The sequence below is a fragment of the Phosphitispora sp. TUW77 genome (assembly GCF_048453025.1).
Classification (GTDB): Bacteria; Bacillota; Thermincolia; order Thermincolales; family UBA2595; genus Phosphitispora.
Genome location: NZ_CP156677.1, coordinates 2,088,416 through 2,106,752 on the forward strand (window position 1 = coordinate 2,088,416; position 18,337 = coordinate 2,106,752).

At 42.9% G+C, this 18,337-nt stretch carries 21 protein-coding genes, 1 pseudogene and 1 other annotated feature; of the genes and pseudogenes, 3 read left to right on the forward strand and 19 right to left on the reverse strand.

The genetic code is table 11. From position 1 onward, the window contains the following. Positions 1-54 precede the first annotated feature (54 nt). A complete protein-coding gene (locus tag ABFY19_RS10080) occupies positions 55-1,413 on the reverse strand; it encodes a PFL family protein (protein ID WP_418790527.1) in 1,359 nt (452 codons plus the stop codon). Positions 1,414-1,437: 24 nt separating this feature from the next. Continuing rightward, positions 1,438-1,746, reverse strand: a complete 309-nt coding sequence (locus tag ABFY19_RS10085; RefSeq protein WP_418790528.1) for an ACT domain-containing protein — start codon at positions 1,744-1,746, stop codon at positions 1,438-1,440. Positions 1,747-1,911: 165 nt separating this feature from the next. On the opposite strand from ABFY19_RS10085, the gene pduL reads away from it, so the two are divergent. Together pduL and ABFY19_RS10095 are read left to right on the forward strand one after the other, a co-directional pair. After that, a complete protein-coding gene (pduL, locus tag ABFY19_RS10090; protein ID WP_418792585.1) occupies positions 1,912-2,583 on the forward strand; it encodes a phosphate propanoyltransferase in 672 nt (223 codons plus the stop codon). A gap of 22 nt (positions 2,584-2,605) precedes the next feature. Continuing rightward, a complete protein-coding gene (locus ABFY19_RS10095; RefSeq protein ID WP_418790529.1) occupies positions 2,606-2,788 on the forward strand; it encodes a hypothetical protein in 183 nt (60 codons plus the stop codon). Positions 2,789-2,851: 63 nt separating this feature from the next. Here ABFY19_RS10095 and ABFY19_RS10100 read toward each other — a convergent pair whose 3' ends face one another. After that, positions 2,852-3,598 carry a HesA/MoeB/ThiF family protein gene (locus ABFY19_RS10100; RefSeq protein ID WP_418790530.1) on the reverse strand — a complete coding sequence of 249 codons (747 nt, stop codon included), beginning with the start codon at positions 3,596-3,598 and terminating at the stop codon, positions 2,852-2,854. Between the two features lie 130 nt (positions 3,599-3,728). Here ABFY19_RS10100 and ABFY19_RS10105 point away from each other — a divergent pair, with 130 nt between their 5' ends. After that, positions 3,729-3,989 (forward strand): small, acid-soluble spore protein, alpha/beta type, encoded by a 261-nt coding sequence (locus ABFY19_RS10105; protein WP_418790531.1) that lies wholly within the window; start codon positions 3,729-3,731, stop codon positions 3,987-3,989. Between the two features lie 69 nt (positions 3,990-4,058). Here the strand turns inward: ABFY19_RS10105 and ABFY19_RS10110 are convergent, their stop codons facing one another. The 16 genes and pseudogenes from ABFY19_RS10110 to ABFY19_RS10185 all read right to left on the reverse strand — a co-directional run bounded on the left by ABFY19_RS10110 (position 4,059) and on the right by ABFY19_RS10185 (position 18,303). Further along, positions 4,059-4,208: a MarR family transcriptional regulator gene (locus ABFY19_RS10110; RefSeq protein WP_418792586.1), complete on the reverse strand. Its 150-nt coding sequence runs from the start codon at positions 4,206-4,208 to the stop codon at positions 4,059-4,061. Positions 4,209-4,304: 96 nt separating this feature from the next. Next, positions 4,305-7,097 (reverse strand): isoleucine--tRNA ligase, encoded by a 2,793-nt coding sequence (gene ileS, locus ABFY19_RS10115; protein WP_418790532.1) that lies wholly within the window; start codon positions 7,095-7,097, stop codon positions 4,305-4,307. A 51-nt stretch (positions 7,098-7,148) separates the two neighbouring features. Further along, positions 7,149-7,393: a binding site (T-box leader), on the reverse strand. Positions 7,394-7,480: 87 nt separating this feature from the next. Continuing rightward, positions 7,481-7,765, reverse strand: coding sequence for a DUF167 domain-containing protein (locus ABFY19_RS10120; protein ID WP_418790533.1), 285 nt, complete (start codon positions 7,763-7,765; stop codon positions 7,481-7,483). Positions 7,766-7,793: 28 nt separating this feature from the next. After that, positions 7,794-8,324 (reverse strand): DivIVA domain-containing protein, encoded by a 531-nt coding sequence (locus ABFY19_RS10125; RefSeq protein WP_418790534.1) that lies wholly within the window; start codon positions 8,322-8,324, stop codon positions 7,794-7,796. A gap of 104 nt (positions 8,325-8,428) precedes the next feature. Beyond that, positions 8,429-8,829 (reverse strand): annotated as a pseudogene (locus ABFY19_RS10130) (YlmH/Sll1252 family protein). A gap of 97 nt (positions 8,830-8,926) precedes the next feature. Continuing rightward, on the reverse strand, positions 8,927-9,199 hold the full coding sequence (locus ABFY19_RS10135) for a YggT family protein (protein WP_418790535.1): 273 nt from the start codon (positions 9,197-9,199) through the stop codon (positions 8,927-8,929). Positions 9,200-9,239: 40 nt separating this feature from the next. After that, the gene (gene proC, locus ABFY19_RS10140; RefSeq protein WP_418790536.1) at positions 9,240-10,055 is read right to left on the reverse strand and encodes a pyrroline-5-carboxylate reductase; all 816 of its coding nucleotides are present in this window, start codon (positions 10,053-10,055) and stop codon (positions 9,240-9,242) included. A 15-nt stretch (positions 10,056-10,070) separates the two neighbouring features. Next, complete coding sequence (locus ABFY19_RS10145; protein WP_418790537.1) at positions 10,071-10,517, reverse strand: cell division protein SepF; 447 nt, start codon at positions 10,515-10,517, stop codon at positions 10,071-10,073. A gap of 39 nt (positions 10,518-10,556) precedes the next feature. Continuing rightward, positions 10,557-11,240 (reverse strand): YggS family pyridoxal phosphate-dependent enzyme, encoded by a 684-nt coding sequence (locus tag ABFY19_RS10150; RefSeq protein WP_418790538.1) that lies wholly within the window; start codon positions 11,238-11,240, stop codon positions 10,557-10,559. Between the two features lie 54 nt (positions 11,241-11,294). Then, positions 11,295-12,284 (reverse strand): HlyD family efflux transporter periplasmic adaptor subunit, encoded by a 990-nt coding sequence (locus ABFY19_RS10155; RefSeq protein ID WP_418790539.1) that lies wholly within the window; start codon positions 12,282-12,284, stop codon positions 11,295-11,297. A 142-nt stretch (positions 12,285-12,426) separates the two neighbouring features. Continuing rightward, positions 12,427-13,089 (reverse strand): phosphate signaling complex protein PhoU, encoded by a 663-nt coding sequence (phoU, locus tag ABFY19_RS10160; RefSeq protein WP_418790540.1) that lies wholly within the window; start codon positions 13,087-13,089, stop codon positions 12,427-12,429. 71 nt (positions 13,090-13,160) lie between these two features. Continuing rightward, positions 13,161-13,916 carry a phosphate ABC transporter ATP-binding protein PstB gene (gene pstB / locus ABFY19_RS10165; RefSeq protein WP_418790541.1) on the reverse strand — a complete coding sequence of 252 codons (756 nt, stop codon included), beginning with the start codon at positions 13,914-13,916 and terminating at the stop codon, positions 13,161-13,163. An 82-nt stretch (positions 13,917-13,998) separates the two neighbouring features. Then, entirely contained in the window at positions 13,999-15,801 is a 1,803-nt protein-coding gene (pnpS, locus tag ABFY19_RS10170; RefSeq protein ID WP_418790542.1) for a two-component system histidine kinase PnpS, read from the reverse strand. Positions 15,802-15,804: 3 nt separating this feature from the next. Further along, the gene (locus ABFY19_RS10175) at positions 15,805-16,515 is read right to left on the reverse strand and encodes a response regulator (protein ID WP_418790543.1); all 711 of its coding nucleotides are present in this window, start codon (positions 16,513-16,515) and stop codon (positions 15,805-15,807) included. A gap of 17 nt (positions 16,516-16,532) precedes the next feature. Next, positions 16,533-17,366 (reverse strand): peptidoglycan editing factor PgeF, encoded by an 834-nt coding sequence (pgeF, locus tag ABFY19_RS10180; RefSeq protein ID WP_418790544.1) that lies wholly within the window; start codon positions 17,364-17,366, stop codon positions 16,533-16,535. 160 nt (positions 17,367-17,526) lie between these two features. Then, on the reverse strand, positions 17,527-18,303 hold the full coding sequence (locus ABFY19_RS10185; protein ID WP_418790545.1) for a cell wall hydrolase: 777 nt from the start codon (positions 18,301-18,303) through the stop codon (positions 17,527-17,529). Positions 18,304-18,337 lie beyond the last annotated feature (34 nt).

Consider the following 18,337-nt stretch of genomic DNA (forward strand, 5'->3'; position numbering starts at 1 on the left):
ACTCTAAGGCGAAGCTAAGCCTTTTTTGCAGATTTAATAAAATTATACTTTCCTTTAGTTCCGCAGGCTTTGTATCGGCGCCGGAATGCGTCCTCCTCTTTTAACAAACAGAACAGAGCTGTATTTGTTGACAGGCATAATTGGCGCCCGCCCAAGAAGACCGCCATATTCAACATAATCTCCTACTCCCTTGCCAGGAGCCGGAATAATCCTAACTGCAGTTGTCTTTTGATTGACAACACCTATAGCCGCCTCATCTGCAATAATGGCCGCAATGGTTTCAGCGCTGGTATCTCCCGGAACGGCGATCATATCAAGTCCAACAGAACATACACAAGTCATTGCCTCAAGCTTATCCAGGCTAAGGGCTTGATCCTCAACGGCCCTAATCATCCCGGCATCCTCACTTACAGGTATGAAAGCCCCGCTCAAACCGCCAACATAAGATGAAGCCATAGCCCCGCCCTTCTTCACAGCATCATTTAACAAAGCCAGAGCAGCGGTAGTTCCATGGGTCCCACAGCGTTCCAGCCCCATAGCTTCGAGTATTTCCGCAACACTGTCCCCAACTGCCGGTGTAGGCGCCAGAGATAGGTCAACAATACCGAAGGTTACTCCCAGTTTTTCAGAAGCAGCCCGGCCGACAAGCTCACCCATCCTGGTAATCTTAAAGGCAGTCCTTTTTATCATTTCTGCCAAAGTTCCAAAATCAGCCCCCTGCAGCTTTTCCACACTTTGTTTGACTACACCAGGTCCGCTGACCCCGACATTAATAACACATTCAGGTTCCCCTATGCCGTGAAAAGCGCCAGCCATAAAGGGATTATCTTCAGGCACATTTGCAAAGACAACCAGCTTGGCACAAGCCAGGCCATCTTTATCAGCAGTCAGCTCTGCCGCTTTTTTAATCACCCTGCCCATTCCAAAAACAACATCCATATTAATACCTGCCTTGGTTGTAGCTACATTGACAGAAGAACAAACTCTCTCAGTAGTCGCCAAAGCTTCAGGAATAGCCCTGATAAGTTTATTGTCACCAGATGTGCAGCCCTTGTGTACCAGTGCTGAGAATCCTCCAATAAAGTTAACTCCAACCTCGGCTGAAGCCTTTTCAAGCACTCTGGCAAAATAAACATAATCTTCTGTGGTACAACTCTCGGCAACAATCGATATAGGAGTAACTGATATCCGTTTATTCACAATAGGGATACCGTATTCACGTTCAATCTCCTCACCTGTGGTCACCAGATTTCCGGCCAGCCTGGTAATTTTATCATATATCTTGCGCCCCACAATTTTATGATCACTGTCGGCACAGTCCCTTAAACTTATACCCATGGTAATTGTTCTGATATCAAGATGCTCTTGCTGTACCATGCGGATAGTTTCTAATATCTCCTGATAACTAAGCAAAACTATTCCCTCCCGCCTTGCGTCTTAAATCCTGTGCATAAACTTAAATACATCTTCATGCTGTACCTGTATTTGAACGCCAATTTCCCGGCCTTTTCCCTCCAGCCTGTCTTTTAACGCCCCGAATTCTACTTTACAGTATGTAATATCACAAACCATGACCATTGTAAACATATCCTGAAGTATCGTCTGGCTGATATCAAGAATGTTGACATTGTTTTCAGCCAATACCACAGATACCCCGGCTATAATCCCAACTTTATCCTTTCCCAAAACTGTAATAATAACCCTGTTACTTGACCCTTCACTGCCGGATGATTTATATTCAAACACCTGTCTCAACTCCTTGTTTAAGAAAATCATATAAATATAATAATACCATTATAACAGGTGACTCACCTAAAAGCCAGTTTGACTAAACTAAATATATATTCGGGGATTGGGTAAAATAGAACCAGAAAAAACGGACATGGGAAGGAGGGTGCTTATTTTTTGAAAATGACAATGGATTTTTTTATTCTTGATAAACCTGCTGTTTCCCTTGAGGATGCCAAACCCCATGTTGAACCCCTTGAATCTTCTGATGACAATCAGATAAAAGCAAGAATTTCCGGAAGACATATTCATGTTTCTCAAAAAGACCTTATTCTTCTCTACGGTCCCGGCTGCAAACTGACCAAGTACCGTAACCTAGGCCAGCCGGGACAGTATGCTGCCAAGGAAACTCTCACAGTTGTTGGGCCTAAAGGAGTCATAGAAGGGGTTCGAATCCTTGGCCCGGTAAGAGATAAAACCCAGGTTGAAGTTTCCGGAACGGACGGCTATCACCTGGGCATTGAACCACCGGTCAGGGATTCAGGCAATATCGAAGGAACACCGGGTATAGTCCTTGTGGGGCCTCATGGAGCGGTTACCCTTAAAGAAGGTGTGATTTTGGCGGCAACCCATATTCACATGAATAATAATGATGCCTCAAAGCTGCACCTGAAAAACGGTGATCGGGTACAAGTTCTGGTTGACGGCAAAAGGGACATAATTTTCACTGATGTTCTAATAAGAACAGACGAGAATTCTGTAACTGAGATGCATGTAGATACCGATGAAGCAAATGCGGCTGTAATAGAAGATGGTGATTATGTAACCATCATCGGGAAGATATTGGTTTCATAAAAAAAGTAACAGGAGGATTCTAATGAAGGCAGACAATGATAAAAAATTTCCTAAGACGCAGCACAAAAGAGTTTTTCACAAGGGGGAAGATACAGACAACAGCCTAACGGTGTTAGATAATCCAGATGACCGGATAACAGAACAAACAGGGAACGGTATGACTATAGTTACCAATGATAATCCTGATGATGTTGAAAACCGGTAGTTATAAAATAATCTGCATCTAAACAGCAGAGTCCCGGCGTTTTTTATTAACCGCCGGGACTAATCAATTTTTCCCGCAAACCGGACAATCGGGGTCAGGTTTAACTTCAACTTCCCTGAAGGTCGCTTCCAGAGCATTATACATCAGAAGCCTGCCTGTTAACAATTTTCCCTTGCCTATTAGCAGCTTGATAGCTTCTGCAGCCTGAATACTTCCAATTGTTCCTGCTACAACGCCAAGTACTCCAGACTTATTTGGCAATGTTACAGAAGAAGGCGGCTCGCGGAAAACGCATTGGAAACAGGGGCCCTTCCCTGGAACAATAGTCATAACCTGTCCGATAAGGTCAAGTATACCCCCATAAACAAACGGCTTTCCAGACTTTATGCAAGCCTCATTGAGAATGTATCTGGTTGAAAAATTATCTGTACAATCCACAACTACATCATACCCTGATATAAGGTCGGCTGCATTATCCCTGTCTACCCTTTTATTGATAGGCACCAGCTTTATTACAGGGTTCAGGGCAGACAACTTTTTAAATGCCGAAATAACTTTAGGCTTCTCCAGGTCATCAGTTCCATGCAAAATTTGCCGCTGCAGGTTGCTCAAATCAACTGAGTCACAGTCAATGAACCCTATGGTCCCGATACCTGCTGCAGTAAGGTAAAAAAGCACCGGTGACCCCAGTCCCCCGGTTCCTGCCACCAACACTTTGCCCGCCTTTAACATAAGCTGTCCTGCTTCACCTATTTCCTTAATAATAAGCTGCCTGTGATACCTATTCTTTTCCTTTTCACTCAATCCCATATACGTACCTCTTCCTGCTGATAAATCCATCTCCCTATTTCTATATACAATATCATACAATAAAAAAATTGTCAGGAAAAGTTATGGAAAACCAAATATTTGACCATACTTTCCACAGGAGGCGTTTGCTTTGGCAGTTAATCAAACTAAAAAAACAAATAAGAAAAAAATAAAGAAGAAAAAGAAACCACTAACCCCTGTAGACAAGTTTAAAATCGAAACCGCTAAAGAACTTGGCCTTTGGGATAAAGTCAAAGAGATTGGCTGGGCAGGGTTAAGCTCTGCCGAATCAGGACAGATTGGGGGATATATGACCCGGAAAATGAAACAAAGGAAACTTAACAATCTTGAAGAATACTCGGAAGCGCGTCTTAAAAGAGGGGGTAAATGAAAAGCCTTTAAATTTCTAAGTTTTTATAAATCTGAATACCCTTTGTTGCCTTATTAAAAGCTTCAAATCCTAGGGGCATAAGGATTCCTTATTTTCTAATTTAGATAGTATTCTTACTGTCGTGGGCCGATCCTTGGAAGTCAGTTCAGCTAACTCTTTAGGGGAAATACCATCTTGTACCCATAAACGATTTAAGACTGCCCACTGTTTTGAGGTTATATCGTAATCTTTAAGATAATGAAAATCCCTTGTATCAAGGGATTTTCATTGTATCAAAATTGTTGTTTTCATTGGTAGAGACAAGCTGGAGCAAACTTACAGCTGTCTTACAACATCTAAGCATTTCCCACATAAAGTGATATACACCGGGTCTTTACCGACCTCTTCCTTATAGGTCCAGCAGCGTTCACACTTGCCCCCCGCTGCCTGGTCAACTTTAATTTTTAGCCCAGGCATCTCCTCAGATACAATTACTCCTCCGGGAGCATCAGCGTCTTTTTTCAGTTCTGCTGCTGAAACTATCAGTATGGATGCCAGCTGTTCTGCTACAGGTTCAAGGAAACTATAAAGCTCCTCATCAGCATATACTGTAACCGCAGCATCCAAGGAATGCCCGATAACCTTATCGCGGCGGGCCTGTTCGAGGGCTTTGGTAATTTCATTTCGTGCCTTGATAATTTTTTCCCACTTGGCCTCAAGCTCCTCATCAATATATTCCTCTTTAACTTGAGGCATATCTGCCAATTGGACACTTCCGGGATCACCGGCAGACCTCGGAATATACCGCCAAATCTCTTCAGACGTAAATGCCAGAACAGGTGCCATTAACTTAACCAGTGAAGTTATAATCTCATACATTACAGTCTGGGCGGCGCGGCGCTCTAAAGAATCCGGCACAGAAGTATATACCCTGTCTTTGGCTATATCCAGATAAAACGCACTCATATCAACAGCACAGAAATTGTGAACCGCATGATAAATTACATGGAATTCATAATTATCATATGCATTCAAAATCCGCCTGCTGAGCTTGTGAAGTTTTAGCAGGGCCCATTTGTCAAGCTCTGTTAATTCAGCATAAGCAACCCTGTCACACTCGGGGTCAAAATCATAAAGGTTACCGAGTAAGTATCTTGCTGTATTTCTGATTTTACGGTATGCCTCTGACATCTGTTTCAGGATTCCACCGGATACAGCGACATCTGACTTGTAATCAGCCGAGGATACCCACAGCCTGAGAATATCAGCCCCCATTTGTTGAATTACTTTAAGGGGATCAGTCACATTGCCCATTGATTTGGACATTTTCCGCCCCTGTTCATCAACAAGGAAGCCATGGGTCAAAACAGTCTCATAAGGTGCTTTTCCGGTAGTGGCAACTGCCGTGCAAAGTGATGAATTAAACCATCCCCGGTGCTGGTCACTGCCTTCCAAATAAAGGTCAGCAGGCCAAGCCAGGTCCGGCCAGTACTGTGATTGAGTGAGTACTGCCCAGTGGCTGGAACCTGAATCAAACCATACATCCATAATATCCGTTTCCTTGCGGAACGTGCCATTGCCGCAAGCAGGACATGTTACTCCAGGAGGCATAAGGTCTTTTGCTTCTCTGGCAAACCAGACATCAGAACCGTTTTCCTTAACTAATTCCTTGATATGTTCAACCGTCTTATCATTGATAACCTCTTTACCGCAATTCTCACAATAGAAGATGGGAATAGGCACTCCCCACGTCCTCTGCCTGGAAATACACCAGTCGCCGCGGTCTGCAATCATATTGTAGATACGGTCATGGCCCCACGCAGGGACCCAACTGACCCGGTCAATTTCTTTAAGAGCCTGTTTGCGAAAACCGTCAATTGAAGCGAACCACTGTTCAGTAGCCCTAAAAAGAATAGGGTTCTTACAACGCCAGCAGTGCGGGTACTGGTGTTTAATCCATGACATGTTCATCAGGGCCCCGGTTTCCTCCAGCCTGGCAACAATATTTTTATTGGCTTCATCGGTAGTTTTGCCTTCGACAAAACCTCCTTCAGAAGTAAATATACCCCTATTATCAAGTGGGGAAATGACTGGAAGACTATATTTTTTCCCCACCTCAAAGTCCTCCACACCGTGTCCCGGAGCCGTATGAACACAGCCTGTTCCCTGTTCCAGGGTAACATGGTCACCAAAAATCAACACTGATTCCCGTTCCATAAAAGGGTGTCGGCAGCTTATACCTTCAAGTTCAGTGCCTTTAAAATTCTGCTGCACCGTATAATCTTCTATCCCTACATCAGCCGCAAACTGTTCTAATAACCCTTCAGCCACCAGGAGTTTTTCTCCGTTGTTGCCTGTTTCCATCAACACATAATCAAAATCTGGATGCAGGCAAATAGCGACATTAGCCGGCAGTGTCCACGGTGTTGTTGTCCATATAACCACAAATGTATTATCTTCAGGCAATATATCCTTACCATCCTGCACCAAAAACTTGACATAAATCGAAGCCGACTTCTTGTCACCATATTCGACCTCAGCTTCAGCCAGCGCCGTTTCACAGGATGCACACCAATATACAGGCTTCAGCCCCTTATATATATATCCGCGTTTGGCCATTTCACCAAACACTTCAATCTGCTTGGCCTCAAAATGAGGCTGCAGGGTAAGGTAAGGATTGTTCCAGTCACCCCTGACACCCAGACGCTTAAACTGCTCCCTCTGAATGTCAACATATTTCAAGGCATATTCCTTACATTTGTTCCTGAATTCTACCAGGCCTGCCTCATGCCGGTTGATCCCAAGGGCCTTGATTGCCTGCTGCTCAATGGGAAGCCCATGGGTATCCCATCCTGGTACATATGGAGCATCAAACCCGTTCATGGATTTATACTTAACAATAATATCTTTTAATACCTTGTTCAAGGTGTGTCCAAGATGAATATTCCCATTAGCATATGGAGGCCCGTCATGCAAAATAAATTTGGGCTTGCTCGCATTTTTTTCCTGGACCCTTCTATAAATATCTTGTCTTTCCCAAAAATCAAGTATCTCCGGCTCCCGCTCCGGAAGGTTCCCTCTCATAGGAAAATCAGTCTGCGGCAGATTAAGAGTCTTACTATAATCCATTTTTATTTTTCCTCCTCTATTAACAGCTATTAGCCATAAAAAAACCCGTCCCATAGGGACGGGAGAGTTTTTCCCGCGGTACCACCCTAAATTCCGTAATACTGGCACTGAAAATGCTATGTTGCCAGTCCGGCACTTATTTAGGCGCAGGATAACGGCTGCACCGGTACAGCTTACTTAACTTTCTGCCGTACAACTCCGGAGTGATTTTCGGCACTGGTATAGTATCCGGCTCACACCTTCCCGAACTCGCTGGCCCTTCCCCCAATGCTTACTGGCTCCTTCATAGTCATTAATATTATTACTGCAACAATTATTATTTAATTATATCCAATACATGCGGCTTAGTCAATATTCCGATAATAACAGCAGAACACTTTATCTCAAGTGTTTAAAACACGCATCAGTTGATCCTTGGTCACCCCATAAAACTTAATCAGCTTGGTCCTCCCGGTATGACCTGATAATATTTCTACTTGTTTTTTAGGGATTTTAAGCAAAGATGAAAAAAAATCAATACACGCAGCATTTGCAGCCCCATCCACCGGAGGCGCTGTAAGGGTCAATTTCAGAATACCTCCCAGCTCGCCGGCAATGCGGTTTCTGGAAGCCCTTGGTTGTATTTTGACCTTAACTGCAGTCCCATCCAAATGTTCCTGAATATCCAAGATAGTGCCTCCCGGTTAGGCAGATTACCTATTTTAAAACCAGCCTCTTTATCTGTTCCGATTCATGCTGCTCCCCCACGGCTGCTTCATTAAAAACTGTATGATCAAACCTCACATCTTCCTCTTCTCCTATCAGTTCCATGTGACTCCTAAGAAAAGCACGGAAATTGACCCTGAATACCTGTGTTTCTTTCTTGATATTCTCATACTCTTTGATGATATTCTTAACTTTTTCCTCGGCAGCTGCAATAATCTGTTCCGCCTTGAGACGCGCTTCCTGAATAACAGCATCAGCTTCCCTGTGTGCTCCATGTTTCATCTCATCCGCAGTCTGCTGGGCAATAACCAAGGTTTTCTGCAGGGTTTGTTCCAGTTCCCGATATGTGCCAATATCTGAATCCTTTGCTTCCAACGCCTCTTTTAACCTGGCATTTTCCTTAAACAAGGTCTCATATTCTTTGACAACCCGGTCGAAAAATTCGTCAACCTCTTCCTCATCATATCCGCGAAAAGCCTTACGGAACTGTTTGTTATGGATATCCAAAGGGGTTAATGTCAAATCAAGCACCTCCAAATTACCTTTTATGCAAGGTTATAAGAGATACTTCTACTTTTAAGAAATAAAATCCTCTGTAATATCTTAAAATCTGCCAAAAAACTTCCTTATACATACTTCTTTATAATCAAGGCGATTCTGCCCTTCTTAGTCTCACCCTTAATCCGGTCTAATATCATCCTGCCGCTTCCTCTTACCGTAATTAACTGTTCCAGAGGAATAGTTTTAACCTCAACCCCCAGATGGTTGACTTTTGTAAGGTTACCAGCAATATATTCAAGCATATCAATATCAACGATGACCTGACAACCGCCCCCATATACTATTATATCCCCATTTTTTCCCTTTTTATACCAAGTGAGAGAATCGCTCCCAGAAAATCCCGATGAGAAAGGTTCCGGAATCTGACATTCCCGGCTCTGAGGCCAAAACCTGAAAGCAGTTTTTGCCGGTGCGGGTCATAAAAATCTGTGACCTCGACGCCGGCAAACTTCATTACAGAATGCATCTTATCCAAAGATCGTGCAACAGTAATTTTATCCTCAGGGTTTTCCGCCCTCTCAAGCAAATTTTTCCTGTTCAATCTCAATTCTCCGGATTATTTTTTAATAAAGAATCATAAAAAGAAGCTGTTTTACCAAAGTATGCAAAAATTGCAGGACCAGGAACAGCACAATAGGTGATAAATCAAGTCCTCCGACAGGTGGAATCAGTTTGCGGAAAGGAGCCATAAGGGGCTCGGTTATTTCCACAACAAACCGAATTAGCGGATGATAAGGGTCTATTCTAATGAACATCGGCAGAAAAGATAAAATTATCCGCGCAATAATCAACCACCTAATAACATCAAACATTACATCAACAACCAACCATATCAAAAAAAAGAACCTCCCAGCTTACCCGGTCCGGACCGGTTTATTAATCTTTACCTAATTCTCCGGCTCTTGCAGCCGCAGCCATAACAGCATCCATCAGGGCAGCCCTGACCCCTGCCTTTTCCAGGATATGAAGCCCGGCAATAGTAGTCCCGCCAGGCGTAGTTACCATGTCCTTGAGCTCAACAGGGTGTTTACCGGTATCCCTGACCAGCTTAGCAGCTCCAATCAAAGTCTGTACAGTCAGAGCTGAAGCCACATTCCGTGACAGACCCGCTCTTACAGCGCCATCAATAAGGGCTTCAATAACAAGAAAAACATATGCCGGTCCGCTCCCACTAAGTCCGGTAACGGCATTCATCAGGTTTTCCGGCACCCGGACAGCTAGTCCGGTACATTCCAATATGTTTTTTACGATTTCCTCCTGCTCTGTGTTCACAGAAGATCCAAGGGTATATGCAGATGCGCCTTCACCTATCAGACATGGCGTGTTAGGCATAACCCTGACAACAGGAATCCCGGCTGGCAAGCGTGCCTCGATAAATTCAAGGGATATCCCGGCTCCCAAAGAGATATGTATTTGTCCTGCAGGTACATCAGATGCAATCCCATCTAAAACATGTCCCAGAACAAATGGTTTTACGGCATGAATCACTAATTCTGCCTTGTCCACCAATTCCTTGTTATCTTGTACATAGTTTATTCCATACATATCCATTAAATACCGGCCCCGTTCGCAATTCACGTCACTCGCCCATATATTTGATGAATCAACAAAATTCCTTCCCAAAAGGCTTTTGATAAGGGCCTCAGCCATTGCTCCTGCTCCAATAAAACCGATATTCTTTTTAAACGACATAATTACGGCCTCCCGTTAGCGAACCCAGGTAAACAGGCCCTTTTCTTTGTCTTTGTCCTTTTCTGCGTTCTTTATTTCACTGGCAATGTCCATATTGCTAGGAACAAACAGGAATATTCCATTTCCAACTTTCTGGGTGCTTCCATTTAGGGCATATGTAGTGCCACTGATAAAATCAACAACCCTCTTAGCCAATTCTTTATCAGCTTCCTCCAGGTTCACTATAACAGGTCTTCTGGTCTTCAGATTGTCAGCAATGTTCTGGCAGTCTTCAAAGACTTTGGGTTCACAAACAACTACCCTGATATTCTTCTGAGTATGGAGGCTAAAAATATTGCTGTTTTTCTTTCTCTTACCTGATAACTCATCCTCGGCAATCATAGTCTCCTCATCTTCAAGAATTTCCACTTCTTCTTCTTCAAAGCCCATAAACCCGAGAACTTTATCCATTATCCTGCTCACTCCAATATCCCCCTTTTCTTTTTGATAACCGCCTTCTTACTATCTTGCACCAAAAATTGAGCTGCCAATCCGGATAAGGGTTGCTCCTTCCTCAATGGCAATTATATAATCATTGGACATTCCCATAGAAAGATGCCTCATCTCCACACCGGGAAAGTCCATTTTTCTAACATTTTCTGCGAGTTTCTTCAATTCACGGAATACCGGCCTGATTTCTTCAGGTTCGGAAACGTACGGTCCTATGGTCATCAGCCCTTGAATCCTGATTCCCGGCAGTCTCGCTGCAGTTTCAACAAAATCCATAACTTCATTAACTTTGATACCATATTTATTGGGGTCCTCAGCAATGTTAACCTGAACCAGCACATTCATTTTCCTTCCCAGTACATTCATCTTCATATCAATTTCTTCTGCCAGTGCTGTACTGTCAAGAGAATGAATCATAGAAACCTTATCAACAATGTATTTTACCTTATTTCGCTGCAGATGTCCAATAAGATGCCATTCTGCCCCATCTACCAGCGGGTACTTTGCGGTAAGCTCTTGAACCCTGTTTTCTCCTAAAATATTTAACCCTGCAGATACGGCTAATCTAATATTTTCTACCGGTACTGTTTTGGTTACAGCCACTATCCTTATTTCCGCTGGATCCCGGCCTGAACTAACTGCAACCCGTTTGATATCGGCCATAATCTCATTTATATTTAAGGTTAGATCACTCATCCAACAAGCACACCACCTTGTACAACTCCCCCGAAAAATACAATATGCCGGCATCTAGGGCAGCTTTATCGGGAAACCCTCTTTAACATACTGTGGATTACTAACTACTTTCAGATCAGCTGTGACATCGTTAATGATTGCTTTGTCACCGACCCTGGCCTTGATTTCAATATCCTTCCACCTTACCCTCTCTTTATAAACTGTAAAAATTCCATCCTTTCCTTCTTTGCGGACAATCGCACCAACAGGAATATAAAATCCGTCATACCTCTCAGTTATTACTTGAAACTCAATTGTCCTGGGAGTTAACAGGCTGTTGGTATAATTGCTTAAACTTAATAGCATCCTGTCAGGACTGGCACCAAAAATCTTTTCAGATAACACTGCACGAGAAACATTATTTTCATCAGATCCAAAAAGAAGCAAAACAATACTGCCCTTTTCCATATCCTTTGATTTTAATTTAACAGAAGTATCTGCAATAATAAATACAGGTTCCAGGTTGTTTACTATCTTAAATACCGGCTTCCCTTCCTCCACCTGACTTCCAGGCAAAACGTGGTTGACTTCTGCCGGTATTGTTTGAACTTTTTCCAAATCTAATTCATTAATGTTCTTCCAAGAATATACTTCTTCAAGTCCATCCAGATGATAACTGACTATACCTGCCCTGGGTGACGTAATATTAAAAGACTTTTCCCCGGTATGACTGTCCAGTGATACAGCCACTACCTGGGCGATAACCTGGCCAACCCGGACACGCTCCCCTTCGGGTGCAATTACCTTTAACAGGCCTGTCTGCGGCGCAGTTACCAGTATTTCGTCCCGGACAAGAATTCCCTGTACGGGAACAGTGGACTGAACCACACCCCTGCTAATTGTCTCAACTCTGGCAAGGCGGGTTACTACAAGGGCATGAACAAAATTATATGTCAATAAAATGAAATATATTGATATAAATATCAGTACCAACTTGCTCAGTGCTCTACGCGGATTTCTGCGGACTCGAACCCTTACTTCCGCCTCATTCTTCGATGTCTGCATATTTATCGCCCTTCCCCGGTTCAAGCCTGTAACAGGTAATATATTCTACATTTGGCACAATATCTCCTGCTGCCGCAAAAAATTTGCATTAATATGGTTTTACTATAAATAAAAAGAGTGGCGTGTCTGCCACTCTTTTTATTTAATCATTCAAATCAGGACGTTCTCCGGTTTCCAAGTATATTACCCGTTCCGCAATATTTGTGGCATGGTCTGCAATTCTCTCAATATACCTGCTTACAAAAAGAAGATAAGTTGCCTGGGTAACAATCACGGGATTTCCAAGCATATTTTGCAGCAATTCCCTGAAAACCTCAGAATATATATGGTCTACTTCATCATCCTTGTCTTTAAGTGTCAGAGCTAGTTCCACATCACCTTTGACATAAGCATCCAATCCATCCTTAACCATGTGCTGGGTCAGGGCTGCCATTCTAGGTATATCGACTAGTGGCTTAATCAGGAACCCTCCGGCAAGACGTTTGGTGACTTTGGCAATATCTTTGGCAAGGTCTCCCATTCGTTCAAGGTCTGTTATTATTTTAAAACCGGTACTGATTTTACGCAGGTCCTTTGCCATTGGCTGCTGTGTAGCAATTAGTTTAAGACATGTATTTTCAATTTCAAGTTCCATCCGGTCAATTAGTCTATCTCCCTCAATAACACTGTCGGCTAAGTTAACATCCTGTGCTGCCAGGGAATGAACAGCATTATGGATCCCTTGTTCTACTAGACTACCCATGCGTAAAATTTCCTGCTGTAATTCTTTAAGAGCCTGGTCAAATGATTGGCGTGGAGAACTCATAAAGTACTCCTCCTTCCGGTTGATTTGTTATAAACATTTTATAACAATTCCAGCAGTTTTCAAATTACAGCTTATCCAAACCGGCCGGTAATATAATCCTCTGTCCTCTTATCTACAGGTGTTGTGAAAATATTTTCGGTAAGTCCAAATTCAACCATCTCCCCATTCAGAAAAAAAGCTGTATAATCTGAAACCCTTGCAGCCTGCTGCATATTGTGAGTAACTATAATAATAGTATATTTCTCCTTGAGTTCAGCCATTAATTCTTCTATCTTTAGTGTGGAAATGGGGTCAAGGGCTGACGACGGCTCGTCCATAAGCAGGACTTCAGGTTCAACTGCTAACAAACGGGCAATACAAAGTCTCTGTTGTTGGCCGCCCGACAGTCCCAGAGCGGGTTTTTTCAGTCTGTCACTGACCTCATCCCACAAAGCAGCATCCTTAAGACTTTTTACCACTATTTTATCAAGTCTATTTTTGTTTGTCAGGCCATGAACCCTTGGTCCATAGGCAACATTATCATATATCGACATGGGAAAGGGGTTTGGCCTCTGAAAAACCATACCAATCTTTTTACGCAAATTAACAACATCTATTTCGGAGCCTAAAATGTCAGCCCCATCTAATTTAACCTCTCCCTCGATACGGACATTGTCAATAAGGTCATTCATCCGATTTAATGTGCGCAGAAAACTGGATTTCCCACATCCCGAGGGGCCTATTAAAGCTGTAACCTTGTTTCTCTGAATGTCCATGTTGATTTTCTTCAAGGCATGGAATTCACCATAATAAAGCTCCAGATTTCTTACGGTGATTTTTGAAGGCATACCAAAAGCTTCCTCCCATCCAAATCTGCACAAGTAATAATAACCGGATTTACTATATCATAATAAGTTTAGGTAGGTGTTATTAATTTGTTAAGTTTGTGTTAAAACCCATGCTTTCATCACTGCTCGGCAGGAAAAATGTGAAAGTACTTCCTATACCAACTGTACTTTCCACATCAATGCTCCCGCCATGGACCTCCAGAATGTGCTTGACTATTGCCAAACCAAGTCCTGTCCCACCCATCTCTCGCGCCCTAGCCTTGTCAACACGGTAAAAACGTTCAAACAAACGTGGAATACTGTCTCGTGAGATTCCAATACCGGTATCTTTAACTGCTACCTTAACGCCATTATTCTCCCATTCTGCGATAATATCAATAGTACCGCCACTAGGGGTGTATTTAATAGCATTATCCACAAGATTCATCATAAGCTGACCTATCATGTCACTATCAGCCTTTATGATAGGCAGTGGTTTTTTTATATCTGCATTCAATGCAATCCTTTTTTCATGAATCTGTGGTGAAAGAACAGAGACAACATTATAAATCAGTCTTTGGAGGTCAACCGACGTTTTATGAATTTCGCCTTGTTTGCCTTCAATCCTGGATAAGTTCAATAAATCACCGATTAACCGGTTCAGCCTGTCAGCCTCATCATTAATAATCTCCAGGAAACGCCTGGCAATTACCGGATTCTGCAGCGCCCCGTCCAGCAAGGTCTCTACAAAGCCTTTTATAGAAGTAAGCGGGGTACGCAGTTCATGAGAAACATTAGCAACAAACTCTGTTTTCATTTTCTCTAATTCACGTAATGCTGTTATATCTCTTATTACCGCGACAACTCCAACAACACCGGTTTCACTGGTAAGGGGAGCTGTACTCACCCTAAAAGTTTTAAAGTCAGGCAAAAACACCTGAAGTTCTTGAGTAATCGGCTCACTGCTGAACAATGCCTTCTGCAAAATCATTTCCAAGTCAAAATTACGTACTACATCTATAACACTTTTCCCTAAACTGTTTTCATATTTTATCTGAAACATCCGTTCAATAGCCGGATTAATCAGCAAAATATGGCCATCCCTGTCAACAGCAATAACCCCGTCATTCATGCTGGTTAGAATAGCACTGACCTTATTTTTTTCTTCTGTAATTTGCCTGATAGTATCCCTGAGGCGCTGTGCCATATAATTCAGCCCGCTGCCAAGGGCACCGATTTCATCCTCTGTCTTTATATTAACGTATAAATCAAGCTTGCCTTCAGCCATTTCCTTTGCCACCGTAGTCATTTCCTGCAGTGGGACAACCAGATTTGAAGTAAATGATGACACAACAACTACATTCAATACAAGGGCCACTAAAACAGCAGTTCCGATACTCCACCTAATATGGTTTTGGCCTGTTTCAATTTCACTCCAGGGAACCGCAACTCTAACAACACCATAAATTTCATGGTCATTATTTATCGGCACAGCAAAATACATCATCCGTTCACCGGTACTCAAACTATACCTGATAGCTTTTGCTGTTTTTTTATTTAAAGCCTGCTGAATCTCAGGGCGGCTGTAATGATTGTCCATTGAGTTCTTATCAGCTGCCGAGTCTCCCAACACCCGTCCTTTTGTATCTATAATAGTGACCCTGGCACTGATGTCTTTGTGTGCTTCATGAGCATAAGCATCAAAATACCCCGGTTCCGGTGCTTGTGAAAAATCATCTTTAAGGTTGTCAGCTAGGACTCTAGCATATGATATCATCTTTTCCTGAGTAATGTTATATAAGTACTGCTCCATTGTATTCATTAAATAGAATCCCAACAGGAAAAGAAATAGTGCTGTAACACAAAAGAATACTGCTGTCAGCCGCCATTTGATATATTTAAACATTTTTCAGCTTTTCTCCTTAAACTTATACCCTACCCCCCGGACTGTCTCAATAAAGACAGGGTTTGCCGGGTCAGATTCAAGTTTTTGCCTAAGATGCCTGATATGTACATCAACAGTCCGTGTATCTCCTATATAGTCATATCTCCAGATGTTTTCCAGCAAAAGCACCCGTGACAGTACCCTGCCCTTGTTCAAAACTAGGACCCGCAACAACTCAAATTCCTTCGGGGTCAGGTCCAACCTTCTCCCATTAATTGTCGCTTCATAACGGTCTGAGTCAATAGTGAGGCCTTCAATATGGATAACCTGTCCATTTTTATCAGGATTTTGCTGTTTTACGGTCGCGCGCCTGAGGCGCGCCTTTACCCTTGCAATCAATTCCCGCGGGCTGAAAGGTTTGGTAATATAATCATCTGCTCCAATCTCCAAGCCTAAGACCTTATCTATTTCTTCACTCCTGGCTGTTAGCATAATAATTGGTATTTCCGATAACTCCGGATTCTTTTGCATCTGTCTGCAAACTTCAAAACCATCCATCACCGGGAGCATTAAATCCAGGATAATCAAGTCCGGTTTGTACTCGGCAGCCATTTCGTATGCTTTCAATCCATCCTGGGCGCTGATGACATTATATCCCTCTTTTACAAGGTTAAACCTGATTAGTTCAACAATATGAGGCTCATCATCAACCACAAGAATTTTGGACTTAATCATAAGAATTATTCCTCCTATTAATCCGGATTAGCCCTGAGTATTATAAATGCGCCCATTCTCCCGGTCACTCCCTGGCTTCCCCTGTAAGAAAACAGCATATCCTGATTGCATAAGGTGCATATGTGACACATTTCAACATTATCAAGCTTAATCCCTGCTTCAACCAATATATTCCTGTTGGCCGAGGGTAAATCCAGTTTGACCTTCCCATTAGGAGAAGGTGTTGCCACATTCCCCCACCACCTATATTGCTGCTTTAATTTATCTAAAACCATTTCCTCCACTTCATAGCAACACCGGCCAATTGATGGCCCGATCCATGCCAGACAATCCCCGGGATTGCTTCCAAAGACATCTGACATTTTCCTCAGAGCTTCTGCGCCAATACCGGAAACGGTACCCTTCCATCCGGCATGTATAGAAGCAATAATCTTTTTAATAGGATCAAGTACAAATAGTGGTACACAGTCAGCATAAAAAGTAGCCAGAAGCAGTCCGGGCACGTTAGTAACTAACCCATCAGTTTCCGGCAATGCGGTATCATAAGAAAGTGATCCTGCCCCGGCATGCTCCCAGCCTACCACCCGAATATTAGACCCATGAACCTGCTGTGCGGTAACCATATGACTTAAATCTGCCTCTAGAATACGGCATGCTGCCTGCCGGTTATGGATAACAGTCTCCGGGTCATCTCCCACATGAAAGGCAAGGTTTAAAGCATCATACGGTTTTTTGCCCGCTCCACCGATTCGAGCACTAAATCCATGTCTCACTAAGCCAGTCTTGTTAAAAGAAGGGCTCTCAAACATTACTATATTCCCATGGTCCTTTTGAACAAACCCATTTCCCAAAAATAAGTCCTCCCTGTTTAAGTACTAAACATAAGGTATTCTTTATACCATAATTTATTCCTCTATTCACTGTTAATAATGTTCCTGCAGATAAGTATTAAAAATAAAACCGGTAACGGTTCCGCTGGAAGCGTAAACTTATTACCGGTTTTGAAACATACTATTTTGCAAAAATGTGGTTTCCAATTTGTCTGATAATTGTCCGGGACCATACCCATTTATTCTGAGCAGTAGCCGGGTTCCAGTAATAGAGCGCCCCATAAGAGGGGTCCCAGCCATTAACGGCATCCTGCACAGCCGTATATGCTGTTTCATCAGCAGCCAGGTAAATCTGCCCGTCATCCACTGCAGTAAACGCACCGGGCTGGTAGATAACTTCAGGTATGGTATTGGGGAAACCAGAGTGTTTCACCCTGTTCAGAATAACCGCCGCAACAGCAACCTGACCCTCATAGGTCTCCCCCCTAGCCTCTGCATATACCGCTCTGGCAAGCAGGTCAAGGTCAGTTCTGGAATGACTTCTGGACACTGTTGGAGCCGCCCGTGATGATATTCCCGGAATGTTTAGAACCTGTCCTGGATAAATAATAGTTGTAGTCAGACTGTTGGCACTAATTATTTCATCAACAGAAATACCGAAACGTTTAGAAATCAAGTAAAGGGTGTCCCCTCCGGTAACAGTATACCTTGAATTATAACTTGATGAAACGTCCCCGGAAACAACAAGACTCTGGCCCGGATAAATAATGTTACTTGTCAATCGATTTGCTGATTTAAGAGTCAGAACTGTAGTTCCGTATTTCTTGGCAATAAGGTACAGGGAATCACCGTTCTGTACCGTATATGAATAAGATGCGCCCGCAAAATCAGCTGTTACAAGAATCAAAAGCATGGTAACAACCATGATAATCGTTTTTCTTAAAACAGTTTTTTTCACTCTATTCCCCCTTCCTTTATACGGACAAGTTCAT

Bases quoted from the DNA above. Each gene is read 5' to 3' on its own strand.
- ABFY19_RS10150 (WP_418790538.1), bottom strand. From the start codon at position 11,240: ATGAGTGATCTAACCTTAAATATAAATGAGATTATGGCCGATATCAAA.
- ABFY19_RS10155 (WP_418790539.1), bottom strand. From the start codon at position 12,284: ATGCAGACATCGAAGAATGAGGCGGAAGTAAGGGTTCGAGTCCGCAGA.
- pstB (WP_418790541.1), bottom strand. From the start codon at position 13,916: ATGCCTTCAAAAATCACCGTAAGAAATCTGGAGCTTTATTATGGTGAA.
- ABFY19_RS10095 (WP_418790529.1), top strand. From the start codon at position 2,606: ATGAAGGCAGACAATGATAAAAAATTTCCTAAGACGCAGCACAAAAGA.
- ABFY19_RS10100 (WP_418790530.1), bottom strand. From the start codon at position 3,598: ATGGGATTGAGTGAAAAGGAAAAGAATAGGTATCACAGGCAGCTTATT.
- phoU (WP_418790540.1), bottom strand. From the start codon at position 13,089: ATGAGTTCTCCACGCCAATCATTTGACCAGGCTCTTAAAGAATTACAG.
- ABFY19_RS10175 (WP_418790543.1), bottom strand. From the start codon at position 16,515: ATGATTAAGTCCAAAATTCTTGTGGTTGATGATGAGCCTCATATTGTT.
- ileS (WP_418790532.1), bottom strand. From the start codon at position 7,097: ATGGATTATAGTAAGACTCTTAATCTGCCGCAGACTGATTTTCCTATG.
- pduL (WP_418792585.1), top strand. From the start codon at position 1,912: ATGACAATGGATTTTTTTATTCTTGATAAACCTGCTGTTTCCCTTGAG.
- pnpS (WP_418790542.1), bottom strand. From the start codon at position 15,801: ATGTTTAAATATATCAAATGGCGGCTGACAGCAGTATTCTTTTGTGTT.
- proC (WP_418790536.1), bottom strand. From the start codon at position 10,055: ATGTCGTTTAAAAAGAATATCGGTTTTATTGGAGCAGGAGCAATGGCT.